Source organism: Aquabacterium sp., from assembly GCF_049274795.1.
GTDB lineage: Bacteria > Pseudomonadota > Gammaproteobacteria > Burkholderiales > Burkholderiaceae_C > Aquabacterium.
This window is the reverse complement of sequence record NZ_JBASTH010000038.1, coordinates 146,682-159,331: the sequence shown is the minus strand read 5'-3', so window position 1 is coordinate 159,331 and position 12,650 is coordinate 146,682. Positions and strand designations below refer to the sequence as shown.

Here is a 12,650-nt window from a genome sequence, read left to right as displayed (position 1 = left end):
GCTCAGGCGCCCGGCGATTCGGTGGCCGTGCGGCCCGCGGTGTGTGCGGCCACGGCCTGCAGCAACTGGTCCTTGGTGAAGGGCTTGGTCAGGTAATCCTGCGAGCCCACCATGCGGCCACGGGCCTTGTCGAACAGGCCGTCCTTGGACGACAGCATGATCACGGGCGTGCCGGCAAACTTGGGGTTGCGCTTGATGATGGCGCACGTCTGGTAGCCATCGAGCCGCGGCATCAGGATGTCGCAGAAGATGATGTCCGGGGCGTGGTCATTGACCTTGGACAAGGCGTCGAAGCCGTCTTCGGCCAGCAGCACCTCGTAGCCCCCCTGCTTCAGGAAGATCTCGGCGCTGCGCCGGATGGTATTGCTGTCATCGATCACGAGCACCCGGGCGGGCCCTCGTTCCCCTGCGTCAGATCCCATGTCGCTCACGAAACGAATCCTCCTGCGATGGCCGAGCCCAGGCCGGCACGATGCGTCAAATCTGCACCATCTCGAAATCGTCCTTGCGGGCGCCGCACTCCGGGCACACCCAGTTCATCGGCACGTCTTCCCAGGCAGTGCCCGGCGCGATGCCCTCGTCTGGCAACCCGGCTGCCTCGTCATAGATCCACCCACAAATCAGACACATCCAAGTACGGGAAGCTTTCACGTTTTCAGGGCCAGCATGAATACAATCGACCCATTGTAGCCACGCCAACCCTCACGAAACGCAGGGTTTCTGGGCACTTCTACCCTCGGGCTCCCTGGTGTAACGATTCAATACAACTCTTCTGTGCACACAGGGCCTTCCATCACGGAATCACACTGGCAGACTACATGACGCCCATCTCCGCAACCCCTCAGGATCCCGGTCTCCCCGATGATCAGGCGCAAGAACTGAGCTCCCCGGCCTGCGTGCTCACGTTCAACGTGAACGATCCGAGCGGTGCCTCCGGCATCGCCGCCGACATCACCACCGTGGCCTCCATGGGTGCCCACGCGCTGCCCGTGCTCACCGGCGTGCTGGTGCGCGACACCGCCGAGGTGTTGGACAGCTACGACATCGACCCGGACGCCGTGGTCGAGCAGGCCCGCACGATCCTTGAAGACGCGCCCATCGCCGCCTGGAAGGTGGGCTTCCTGGGCAACGCCGAGAACGTGAGCGCCGTCGCCGAGATCCTGGCCGACTACTCCGACGTGCCGCTGGTGGCCTACCTGGGCAATGTGTCCTTCCTGGACGAAGAGCGCCAGGTGTCCTACCTGGACGCCTTCAAGGAACTGATCCTGCCCTCGGCCACCGTGTTGGTGGGCAACCACCAGACGCTGACCGACCTGCTGCTGCCCGACTGGGAATCCGAGCGCCCGCCCTCCTCCCGCGAGCTGGCCGTGGCCGCCAACGGCCTGGGCACCCAATTCGTGCTGGTGACCGGCATCCAGCTGCCCGACCAGTTCATCGACAACGTGCTGGCCTCGCCCCAGGGCGCCCTGGCCGGCGAGCGCTTCGAGCGCTTCGACACCAGCTTCGTGGGTGCCGGCGAGACCCTGTCCGCCGCGCTCACCGCCATCCTGGCCACCACCGAGGCGGTGGACCAGGCCGTGTCCGAGGCCCTGAGCTTCCTGGACCAGTCGCTCGACGCGGGCTTCCGCCCCGGCATGGGCGGCGTCATCCCCGACCGCTTCTTCTGGGCACTGCCGCCCGAAGGACAGGGCGAAGGCGATCCCGATGGTGCCGAAGGCCTCGGGACCGACGAGCCCACCTCCCCGCCCAACCCGCGTCATGTCCACTGATTCCCGCATCTCCTCACCCTCTGCCACCAACCAGGCCCTGTTCGAACGCGCCCAGGCCGTCATCCCCGGCGGCGTGAACTCGCCCGTGCGCGCCTTCCGCGCCGTAGGCGGCACGCCGCGTTTCATCGCCCGCGCGCAGGGCGCGTACATGTGGGATGCCGAGGGCCGGCGCTACATCGACTACATCGGCTCCTGGGGCCCGATGATCCTGGGCCACGGCCACCCCGAGGTGCTCGAAGCCGTGCGCAAGGCCGTGGAAGAAGGCTTCTCCTTCGGCGCGCCCACCGAGCGCGAGATCGAGCTGGCCGAAGAGATCCTGAAGCTGGTGCCCAGCGCCGAGCAGGTGCGCCTGGTCAGCTCCGGCACCGAGGCCGCCATGAGCGCCATCCGCCTGGCGCGCGGCGCCACGGGCCGCGCCAAGCTGGTCAAGTTCGAGGGCTGCTACCACGGCCACGCCGATGCGCTGCTGGTCAAGGCCGGCTCGGGCCTGGCCACCTTCGGCCACCCCACCAGCGCGGGCGTGCCTCCCGAGGTGGTGCAGCACACCCTGGTGCTGGAGTACAACAACGTCGCCCAGCTGGAAGAAGCCTTTGCCGAGCAAGGCAGCGAGATCGCCTGCGTGATGATCGAGCCCATCGCCGGCAACATGAACTTCGTGCGCGCCAGCATCCCCTTCATGACGCGCCTGCGCGAGCTGTGTACCCAGCACGGCGCTCTGCTCGTGCTCGACGAGGTGATGACGGGCTTCCGCGTGGCCCTGGGCGGCGCACAGAGCATTTACGCCCGGCAGATTCCAGGCTTCAAGCCCGACCTGTCGGTGTTCGGCAAGGTGATCGGCGGCGGCATGCCGCTGGCAGCCTTCGCCGGCCCCCGGTCCATCATGTCGCAACTGGCACCGCTGGGCCCGGTCTACCAGGCCGGCACGCTCTCGGGCAACCCGGTGGCCACGGCCTGTGGTCTGGCCACGCTCAAGCTGATCCAGCGCCCCGGCTTCTTTGAGGCCCTGAGCCAGCGTACGCGCGAGCTGTCGCAAAGGCTGGCCCAGGTGGCCCGCGAGGCCGGCGTGCCCATGGCCGGTGATTGCGAAGGCGGCATGTTCGGCTTCTTCTTCGGGCCCGAACTGCCGCAGAACTACCCGGCCGTGCTCGCCACCGACAAGGACCGTTTCAACCGCTTCTTCCACCAGATGCTGGATGCGGGCGTGTACCTGGCGCCAGCCCTGTACGAGGCCGGTTTCGTCAGCGCCGCCCACACGGCCGACGACATCGCCGCCACGGTGGACGCCGCACGCCAGGCGCTGAGCGCGGGCTGATCGGCCGAGGGGCCTGGCGCCCTTCCCGCCCACCCTCTGGGTTCACCCAAACAGGCGCATTGCCGGCGCGGGTGAGCGGCTTAGAATCCGCCTCATGCACATTCATATCCTCGGCATCTGCGGGACGTTCATGGGCGGTGTCGCCGCCCTGGCACGCGAGGCAGGCCACAAGGTCACGGGTTGCGATGCGGGGGTCTACCCGCCCATGAGCGACCAGTTGCGGGCCCTGGGCATCGACCTGATCGAAGGTTACGGCCCTGAACAGATCGATCTGGAACCCGATCTGTTCGTGGTGGGCAACGTTGTCTCGCGTGGCAACCCTTTGATGGAAGCCATCCTGGACGCCGGCCTGCCCTACACCAGCGGCCCGCAGTGGCTCAGCGAGAACGTGTTGCGCGGCCGTCATGTGCTGGCCGTGGCCGGCACGCACGGCAAGACCACCACCACCTCCATGCTGGCCTGGATCCTGGAAAACACCGGCCACCAGCCCGGCTTCCTGGTCGGCGGCGTGCCCGAGAACTTCGGCGTGTCGGCCCGCCTGGGCCGTATCGATGACAGTAGCCGCCCCACCACCGGCCACCCCTTCGTGATCGAGGCGGACGAGTACGACACCGCCTTCTTCGACAAGCGCAGCAAGTTCGTGCACTACCGTCCGCGCACGGCCGTGCTCAACAACCTCGAGTTCGACCACGCCGACATCTTCCCGGACCTGGCCGCGATCGAGACGCAGTTCCACCACCTGGTACGCACGGTGCCGCGCGGCGGCCGATTGGTCGTCAATGCGCGTGAAGACAACTTGCAGCGCGTGCTGGAGCGCGGCTGCTGGAGCGACGTGGCGCGCTTCGGCGTGCGCGGTGACACGCCGGGCTTCCGCGCCCGGGGCGAGCCCCACGCCTTCGACGTGATGAAGGCCGGCGTGCTGATCGGCCGTGTCGAATGGCCCCTGCTGGGCGAGCACAACCAGATGAACGCGCTGGCCGCCATCGCCGCGGCGGAGAACGCCGGTGTGGCGCCCCAGGCCGCCTGCGAAGCCCTGTGCCGCTTCGCGAATGTGAAGCGCCGGCTGGAGCTGCGCGGCGAGGTGAACGGCATCACCGTCTACGACGATTTCGCCCACCACCCCACCGCCATCCGCACCACCATGGACGGTCTGCGACGCAAGGTGGGCCCGGACCAGCGCATCCTGGCCGTGTTCGAGCCGCGCTCCAACACCATGAAGCTGGGCACCATGAAGGCCCTGCTGCCCTGGTCGCTGGAAGAGGCTGATCTGGCCTTCTGCCACAGTGGTGGCCTGGGCTGGGACGCACAGGAGGCCCTGGCGCCCATGGACGACAAGGCCGTCGTGGCCGACAACATCGACACGCTGGTGACCAAGGTGATCAAGGCCGCCAAGCCGGGCGATCAGATCCTGTGCATGAGCAATGGCGGCTTCGGCGGCATCCACGAGAAGCTGCTGAAGGCGCTGGGTTGATCAGGCGCCGGGAACGGACCGCGGATCGAACAGGTCCACGCGGTCCGTGATCAGGCCGTCCAGTCCCGCAGACCACAGCGCCTGCGCCCTCTCAGGCTCATTGACGGTGTAGGTCAGCATGCGCAGCCCCGCGCGGTGCCCTTCGGCGATACGGGGTGCATCCAGCCCAGCGTGCTGCACCACCAGGGCAATACAGCCCAGGTCCAGCGCCAAGGCCACCGCGTTGGGCACCCATTCCGTCAGAAGCAAGGCCCGGGGCAGCGACGGCACCGCATCGCGCGCCGCCGCCAGCGCCTCCGACTGGAAGGAGCTCAGCAGGGGCTTGACCTCGCTGCCCGCCCAGAGCTGCTCAACCCGCTTCGCCACCACCTCACCCGTCAGCCTGTCCGTGCCGGGCGTGGGCTTGATCTCCAGGTTCACCGCCTGGCCCTCGGCCTGCAGCCAGGCGGCCAGCGCGTCCAGGTGCAGCAAAGGCTCGCCCGCGAAAGCCGGGCTGTGCCAACCCCCAGCATCCAGGCGGGAAAGCTCTGCCCAGTTCATCGCACCGGCCAAGCCGTGCCCGCTCGTCGTGCGCGCCAGTTCGGCGTCATGCAGCAAGAAGGCCTCGCCATCGGCGCTGAGCTTCACATCGCACTCGAACATCTGATAGCCGTATGACGCCCCCCGTTTGAACGCCACCAGGGTGTTCTCCGGCGCCAGCTTGCCGGCCCCCCGGTGCGCGATCCAGCGCGGATACGGCCAGGGCCCTGCCGGGGCGGATTCAGCGAGCGGATCCCTTGTGGCCTGCATCAAAAACCTCATCTCAGGGGCATGTTCGGACACCCCAGCTTAGCAAAACCGCCCCCACGCGCCGGGCCGGCGTCGCGCCCACGCACCACGCTGGCCGCACAGGGCGGAAAAGCGTCCGCAAACGCGCATCCGGCACCCCACGCCCGGGGCGTCCGATGCCCCATTTCCGGTCAGGACATGCCCCGCTGCGGTACCATCACGCCTCAGCCGCGAAAAACCACCTCCCCATCGCGTCCGGACGCAAAAACTGTCTCCGGACGCTTGATCTTTTCAGTTTTCAGGCCCCTTTCGCGTCTGGCGCCCTCATGAACGCACCCACCGAGCTGACCCACATGACCGCCCAGGCCGCCGCCGACCACGGCGATGGCCAACCCCGCCTGCGCGAGATTCCGTACAACTACACCTCGTTCTCCGACCGGGAAATCGTCCAGCGCCTGCTGGGCCAGCGCGCCTGGGAACTGCTCAGCCTGCTGCGCACCGAGCGCCAGACCGGCCGTTCTGCCCGCATGCTCTATGAAGTGCTGGGCGACATCTGGGTGGTGCAGCGCAACCCCTACCTGCAGGACGACCTGCTGGACAACCCCAAGCGCCGCGGCCAGCTGATCGAGGCCCTGCACCACCGCCTGGGCGAGGTCGACAAGCGCCGCACCCCTGATGGCGACACCTCGCGCGACACGCTGGTCGGCGAGCTGCTCACCGCCGCCCGTGGCGCCGTGGACCGCTTCGCCAAGGCCTTCGACCAGATGGGCACCCTGCGCGAGCGCACGGCCAAGGTGCTGGGCAAGGTCACTGCCAAGGACAACATCAAGTTCGACGGCCTGAGCCGCGTCTCGCACGTGACCGACGCCACCGACTGGCGCGTCGAGTACCCCTTCGTCGTGCTCACGCCCGACACCGAGGAAGAGATGGCCGCCCTGGTCAAGGGCTGCATCGATCTAGACCTGACCATCATCCCGCGTGGGGGCGGCACCGGCTACACCGGCGGCGCCGTGCCCCTCACGTGGCGCAGCGCGGTGATCAACACCGAGAAGCTCGAGCAGATGACCGAGGTCGAGCACATCACCCTGCCCGGCATGGACCACCCCGTGGCCACCGTGTGGACAGGCGCTGGCGTGGTCACGCAGCGCGTGGCCGATGCGGCCGAGCGCGCAGGCTATGTGTTCGCGGTGGACCCCACCTCGGCCGAAGCCAGTTGCGTGGGCGGCAACGTCGCCATGAACGCCGGCGGCAAGAAGGCCGTGCTGTGGGGCACCGCGCTGGACAACCTGGCCAGCTGGCGCATGGTCACGCCCGACGCGCAATGGCTGGAGGTGCACCGCATCGGCCACAACATGAGCAAGATCCATGACGTGGACGTGGCGCACTTCGAGTTGCGCTACTTCCAGGCCGACGGCAAGACCCACATCCGCACGGAGCAGTTGGACATCCCCGGCCGCATCTTCCGCAAGGAAGGCCTGGGCAAGGACGTCACCGACAAGTTCCTGGCCGGCCTGCCCGGCATCCAGAAGGAAGGCTGCGACGGCCTGATCACCAGCTGCCGCTGGGTGGTGCACCGCATGCCCAAGCACACGCGCACCGTGTGCCTGGAGTTCTTCGGCAACCCCAAGGACTGCGTGCCTTCGATCGTCGAGATCAAGGACTTCATGTTCGACGAGATGAAGCAGCCTGGCGGCGCCATCCTCGCAGGCCTGGAGCATCTTGATGACCGCTACCTGCGCGCCGTGGGCTATGCCACCAAGAGCAAGCGCAACGCCGGCGGCTCGGGCCTGCCCAAGATGGTGCTGATCGGCGACATCGTGGGCGATGATGAAGACCGCGTGGCCCGCGCCACCAGCGAGGTCATCCGCCTGGCCAATGGCCGCAGCGGTGAAGGCTTCGTGGCCGTGAGCGCCGACGCCCGCAAGAAGTTCTGGGCCGACCGCAAGCGCACGGCCGCCATCGCCAAGCACACCAACGCCTTCAAGGTGAACGAGGACGTGGTGATCCCGCTGCCGCGCATGGGCGAGTACACCCTGGGCATCGAGCGCATCAACATCGAACTGAGCCTGCGCAACAAGCTGGCCCTGATCGACGCCTTCGAGGCCTTCTTCAAGACCGGCAACCTGCCCCTGGGCAAGGTGGAGGATTCCGCCGAATTGCCCAGCCCCGAACAGCTGGGCGAGAAGGTGCAGTTCGCGCTGGCCCACCTGGCCCGTGTGCGCGAGCGCTGGCAGTTCCTGCACGACCGCATCGACACGCCGCTGAGCGTGGCCGGCGATCACCTGGTCGCGCTGGGTTACGAGCAGCACCGCGACGGCACCTATGCCCCGCAGGATGGCGACACCGTCTTCAACCTGCTGCAGACGTGGAGCATCCGCGTCAGTTGGAAGAAGGAGATCCGCGACGAGCTGGCCAAGGAGTTCAATGGCAACGCCATGGCCGAGGTCATCAACGAGCTCAAGCGCATCCACAAGAAGGTGCTGCGCGGCCGCGTGTGGGTGGCCCTGCACATGCACGCCGGTGACGGCAATGTGCACACCAACATCCCGGTCAACAGCGACAACTACGAGATGCTGCAGACGGCCCACGAGGCCGTGGCGCGCATCATGAAGCTGGCGCGCAACCTGGACGGCGTGATCTCGGGCGAGCACGGCATCGGCATCACCAAGCTCGAATTCCTGACCGACGACGAGATCGCCAACTTCACGGCCTACAAGCTCAAGGTCGACCCGCAGGGCCGATTCAACAAGGGCAAGCTGCTGCGCGGCGCGCACCTCAAGGCCCTGGGCGATGATGTCCACGCGGCCGACCTGACCGAGGCCTACACCCCATCGTTCGGCCTGATGGGCCACGAGTCGCTGATCATGCAGCAGAGCGACATCGGCGACATCGCCGCCAGCGTCAAGGACTGCCTGCGTTGCGGCAAGTGCAAGCCCGTGTGCGCCACCCACGTGCCGCGCGCCAACCTGCTGTACAGCCCGCGCAACAAGATCCTGGCGACCTCGCTGCTGGTCGAGGCCTTCCTGTACGAAGAGCAGACGCGCCGTGGCGTGTCGATCAAGCACTGGTCCGAGTTCGAGGATGTGGCCGACCACTGCACCGTCTGCCACAAGTGCCTGACGCCCTGCCCGGTCAAGATCGACTTCGGCGACGTGTCGATGAACATGCGCAACCTGCTCAACAAGCTGGGCAAGAAGTCGTTCCGCCCCGCCGCCAAGGCCGGCATGCTCATGCTCAACACCAACAACCCGCAGACCATCAAGGTGGTCCGCTCGGCGCTGGTGGACGTGGCCATGCCGCTGCAGCGCCTGGGCAATGAGGTGCTCAAGCTGGCCGCGCGCAAGCAAACCAATGCGCCGCCCGCCTCGGTCGGCACCGCGCCGATCAAGGAACAGGTCGTCCACTTCATCAACAAGAAGATGCCGGGCGGCCTGCCCAAGAAGACGGCCCGCGCCCTGCTGGACATCGAGGACAAGAACTACGTCCCCATCATCCGCGACCCGCTCAAGACCACGGCCGACACCGAGGCGGTGTTCTACTTCCCCGGTTGTGGTTCGGAGCGCCTGTTCAGCCAGGTGGGCCTGGCCACGCAGGCCATGCTGTGGCATGCGGGCGTGCAGACCGTGCTGCCGCCGGGCTACCTGTGCTGTGGCTACCCGCAGCGCGGCGCCGGCCAGTTCGACACGGCCGAGAAGATGATCACCGACAACCGGGTGCTGTTCCACCGCGTGGCCAACACGCTGAACTACCTGGACATCAAGACCGTGGTCGTGTCCTGCGGCACCTGCTACGACCAACTGCAGGGCTACCAGTTCGAGAAGATCTTCCCGGGCTGCCGCATCATCGACATCCACGAGTACCTGCTGGAAAAGGGCATCACCTTGCAGGGCAAGGACGCCTTCCTGTACCACGACCCCTGCCACACGCCCATGAAGCTGCAGGACCCGATGAAGACGGTGAAGGCGCTGGTGGGCGACAACGTGCTCAAGTCCGACCGCTGCTGCGGCGAGGCCGGCACGCTGGCCGTCAGCCGCCCGGATGTATCCACGCAGATCCGTTTCCGCAAGGAAGAAGAGATCCGCAAGGGCGAGGCCGCGCTGCGCGACCAGGGCCTGCTGGGCGCCAAGGACAACGTCAAGATCCTGACCTCGTGCCCCGCCTGCCTGCAGGGCCTGAGCCGCTACGGCGAGGACACCAGCAACGGCCTGCTCGAGGCCGACTACATCGTCGTGGAGATGGCCCGCCAGATCCTGGGCGAAGACTGGATGCCCGCGTACGTCAAGCGCGCCAACGAAGGCGGCATCGAGCGCGTGCTGGTGTGAGCCGGGTCGACGCAGTGGCCATGGGACAGCTGGACACCACCCGCCGCGCCAGTTGCGAGCTGTGCGAACAGCCGGGCGGTGTGCTGGTGGTGCGCAACACCGAGCTGCGCGTGATCCGCGTGAACGATGCGCTGCACCCGGGCTTCTACCGCGTGATCTGGAACGACCACGTGGCCGAGTTCAGCGACCTGCCCCAGGCCGAGCGCATGCGCTGCATGGACGCGGTGGCCCTGGTCGAATCCCTGATGCGCATGCACCTGCAGCCCATCAAGGTGAACCTGGCCAGCCTGGGCAACATGGTGCCGCACCTGCACTGGCACCTGATCGCCCGCTACCGCGACGACCCCCACTTCCCGCAGCCCATCTGGGCCACGCAACAGCGCGAGGCCCCCACCGAGCCCTTGTTCGAGGTGGGCAAGCTGCTGGAACTGGACCGGCAGATCCAGCTGCAATTGGGGTAAGCCCACAGCTAACGGCCTTCTTCCCGGCCTGAAACGACAAAAGCCCCCGCGGGGGCTTTTGTCATGGGGCGGGCGCTGACGCCCTGGGTTCACTTGCGCACGTGGTCCAGCACCGTGGGCATCACATAACCCAGCGCCAGGGCACGGGCCTCGTACTGCGAGGCCAGCACCGGCTGATCCTGCGTGCGGAAGTGCAGCGCCAGCTCGTAGGCGGCCTTCTCGTTGCCCAGCACGGCGGCATATTGCAGCCAGCCCACGTAGCGGCTGCCGGCCTTGTCGCCACCAGACTGCTTGTAGGCATGGGCCAGGCGCACGGCGGCGTCCTGGTCACCCAGCGCGGCCTTGCGCAGATCGTCCTTCACGCCCTGGGGCAGCAGGTCGGCCTGGAACGCGCCACGGTACAGGCGCACATCCTTGCGGGCCAGCGCCTGGGCACTGCCAGAGGCACGCTCGTAGAGGGCGCGGGCAGCATCGGCCCAGGCCCCGTTGGGGTAGCTGCGCAGGTAATCGCCAGCGGCCTGGACGATGTCGGCGGGCCATAGGGCCTCCTGCATCGATTGGCGCAGCGTGGTTTCCGCCGTGGTCTGCTCAGGTGCAGGCGCGGCGGCGTGCGCCACACCGGCCACGAAGGCCAGGCCCAGAACACAAGATGCAACAACAGTTTTGATCGTCATGGCAATCCCCCAGAAGGGTTTGTCGATGGACGCAGTGTTGCAGATCTCCACGTAAATGGGGGTTACAGCGGCGGTACTAGTACCGCTTTGCCGGCCACTGCCTGTTGACAGGGCCGTTTTCCGTGACTATTTGCGGACGTGGTCCAGCGCCAGGGGGGGGTTGTAGCCCAGGCTCACGGCCCGCGCCTCATATTGCGAGGCCAGTGCCGGCTGACCCTCCTTGCGGTAGTGCAGCGCCAGTTCGTACGAAGCAGAGGCACTGCCCAGCACCGAGGCGAACTGCATCCAGCCCACATAACGGTTCTCATCGGCAGTCAGGCCGCCCTCGCCCTTCTGATAGCGGTGGGCCAGGCGCACGGCAGCGGCCTGGCTACCCAGGGCGGCCTCACGGATCTCGTCGTTGATATGGGCAGCCTCGCCCGTGCCCTGGAAGGCACTGCGGTACAGGTGGACATCACCGCGCTCGAGCACACGCACAGAATCAGTGGCGCGACGCTGCCAGTTGCGGGCCACATCGGCCCACGGGCCACGCGGGTATTGCAGCAGGTACTCGCTGGTGGCCTGCACCAAGTCGGCGGGCCACAGCGCCCGCAGGGCCGCCACACGCACCTCGGTTTCGCGGCCCTCGTCAGGCCGTGATTGCTGGGTCTGTGCCAAACCGGCACTCAGACTCACGCCCAGCAACAAGGCGGCAATGACGTTCTTGGACACAACGATCTCCGTCAACTAAACAACAACGGGGATCTTGCCACGCCTGGTGCGGGCGTTGACCGGCATCCACCTGTTCCGACAGGTCGATCACCTAAGCTGAAGCCCTAAATCGCAAGGGTTTACTTGTAGATGCCGCCGCAGACGACGGTCTGATCAAGCCGTTCGCAGTACATGCTCTTGGGCTCGATCTTCTTGCTCTCAGGGTTGGTGAACTTGTAGTCCTGCCAGAAGCTGGCTTGCTTCTGCGCCATCTCGACACGCTCCTTGACGAAGGGCTTGCCGTCGATGTCCTTGAGGTCGATGAGGTTCTTGCCCACCATCTTGGTGTTGGCGCCGTGGGCCTTCACCGTGCCGTCCAGGCCGTAGACCACCAGGTAGAGGTCGCGGTCGTGAAAGTCCTTGTTCTCTTTGTCGATGATGGCGGCGTAGGTCTTGTCCGCGCCCTGCGCCTTGATCTGCGAGACGCCCTTCTTGACCATGGCGATCGCATCGTCCTTGCTCGCGCCACCATCGGCCGCGCGGGCCACGCCCACCGTGGCCATCGACCCGATCGACATCACCCAGGCGCACAAGGCCGCGCCAGCCACACCAGAAAGCATCTTCATGTGTTTTCTCCTGCGGGGTACAAACGTAAAAAAGTCCGTTGCCGGGCCCTTGTGTTGATGGTCGATCAGTCGATCAGGCCCATGTCGGGGCTCATCAGCATGCTCTCGATGTCCAGCAGGATCACCATGCGCTCGCCCACCTGGGCCAGGCCGCGAATGTAGGTGGCATCGATGGCCGAGGACATCTCCGGCGCCGAGCGGATCGCATCGGCCGGGATCTCCATCACGTCGCTGACGGAATCGACCACGGTGCCGATGGTGCGCTGCCCGATGTGCAGCACGATAGTCACCGTGAAGCTGTTGTACTCGCTGGACGAGCAGCCGAAGCGCATGCGCAGGTCCACGATGGGCACGATGGTGCCACGCAGGTTGACCACGCCCTTGAGGAAGTGCGGCGCATTGGCGATGCGGGTCGGGTTCTCGTAGCCCCGGATCTCCTGCACCTTCAGGATGTCGATGCCGTACTCTTCGTCGCCCAGCCGGAAGGTGAGGTACTCGCGCGCCAGGCTGGTCTGCACGTCGATCTTTTCCATCATGCCCATGGCTTGTGTTCTCCT

The 12,650-nt window shown here is 66.6% G+C and carries 12 protein-coding genes; 5 read left to right on the top strand and 7 right to left on the bottom strand.

The annotated features are described in order from the left end of the window. Window positions 1–2: 2 nt before the first annotated feature. Window positions 3–422 carry a response regulator gene (locus WAQ08_RS06685; RefSeq protein WP_422190295.1) on the bottom strand — a complete coding sequence of 140 codons (420 nt, stop codon included), beginning with the start codon at window positions 420–422 and terminating at the stop codon, window positions 3–5. 55 nt (window positions 423–477) lie between these two features. After that, complete coding sequence (locus WAQ08_RS06680; protein WP_422190293.1) at window positions 478–630, bottom strand: rubredoxin; 153 nt, start codon at window positions 628–630, stop codon at window positions 478–480. 188 nt (window positions 631–818) lie between these two features. Here WAQ08_RS06680 and thiD point away from each other — a divergent pair, with 188 nt between their 5' ends. The 3 genes from thiD to mpl all read left to right on the top strand — a co-directional run bounded on the left by thiD (window position 819) and on the right by mpl (window position 4,552). Beyond that, window positions 819–1,769, top strand: coding sequence for a bifunctional hydroxymethylpyrimidine kinase/phosphomethylpyrimidine kinase (gene thiD, locus WAQ08_RS06675; RefSeq protein WP_422190227.1), 951 nt, complete (start codon window positions 819–821; stop codon window positions 1,767–1,769). After that, complete coding sequence (gene hemL / locus WAQ08_RS06670) at window positions 1,759–3,081, top strand: glutamate-1-semialdehyde 2,1-aminomutase (RefSeq protein ID WP_422190225.1); 1,323 nt, start codon at window positions 1,759–1,761, stop codon at window positions 3,079–3,081. The genes thiD and hemL overlap by 11 nt, the downstream gene beginning before the upstream one ends. 94 nt (window positions 3,082–3,175) lie before the next feature. Further along, on the top strand, window positions 3,176–4,552 hold the full coding sequence (gene mpl / locus WAQ08_RS06665) for a UDP-N-acetylmuramate:L-alanyl-gamma-D-glutamyl-meso-diaminopimelate ligase (RefSeq protein WP_422190223.1): 1,377 nt from the start codon (window positions 3,176–3,178) through the stop codon (window positions 4,550–4,552). Here mpl and ugpQ read toward each other — a convergent pair whose 3' ends face one another. Continuing rightward, window positions 4,553–5,341, bottom strand: a complete 789-nt coding sequence (ugpQ, locus tag WAQ08_RS06660) for a glycerophosphodiester phosphodiesterase (RefSeq protein WP_422190221.1) — start codon at window positions 5,339–5,341, stop codon at window positions 4,553–4,555. It abuts the gene before it with no gap. A gap of 305 nt (window positions 5,342–5,646) precedes the next feature. Between ugpQ and WAQ08_RS06655 the strand changes: the two genes are divergently transcribed. Together WAQ08_RS06655 and WAQ08_RS06650 are read left to right on the top strand one after the other, a co-directional pair. Beyond that, a complete protein-coding gene (locus tag WAQ08_RS06655) occupies window positions 5,647–9,642 on the top strand; it encodes a DUF3683 domain-containing protein (RefSeq protein ID WP_422190219.1) in 3,996 nt (1,331 codons plus the stop codon). Window positions 9,643–9,662: 20 nt separating this feature from the next. After that, complete coding sequence (locus WAQ08_RS06650) at window positions 9,663–10,103, top strand: HIT family protein (RefSeq protein ID WP_422190217.1); 441 nt, start codon at window positions 9,663–9,665, stop codon at window positions 10,101–10,103. Window positions 10,104–10,192: 89 nt separating this feature from the next. On the opposite strand, the gene WAQ08_RS06645 is transcribed toward WAQ08_RS06650, so the two are convergent. From WAQ08_RS06645 to WAQ08_RS06630, 4 genes are all read right to left on the bottom strand, one after another. Further along, window positions 10,193–10,777: a hypothetical protein gene (locus WAQ08_RS06645; protein WP_422190215.1), complete on the bottom strand. Its 585-nt coding sequence runs from the start codon at window positions 10,775–10,777 to the stop codon at window positions 10,193–10,195. 126 nt (window positions 10,778–10,903) lie between these two features. Further along, window positions 10,904–11,488 (bottom strand): hypothetical protein, encoded by a 585-nt coding sequence (locus tag WAQ08_RS06640; protein WP_422190213.1) that lies wholly within the window; start codon window positions 11,486–11,488, stop codon window positions 10,904–10,906. Between the two features lie 119 nt (window positions 11,489–11,607). Beyond that, window positions 11,608–12,093 (bottom strand): cache domain-containing protein, encoded by a 486-nt coding sequence (locus tag WAQ08_RS06635; protein ID WP_422190211.1) that lies wholly within the window; start codon window positions 12,091–12,093, stop codon window positions 11,608–11,610. Window positions 12,094–12,158: 65 nt separating this feature from the next. Then, window positions 12,159–12,635: a chemotaxis protein CheW gene (locus WAQ08_RS06630; RefSeq protein ID WP_422190209.1), complete on the bottom strand. Its 477-nt coding sequence runs from the start codon at window positions 12,633–12,635 to the stop codon at window positions 12,159–12,161. Window positions 12,636–12,650: the final 15 nt, after the last annotated feature.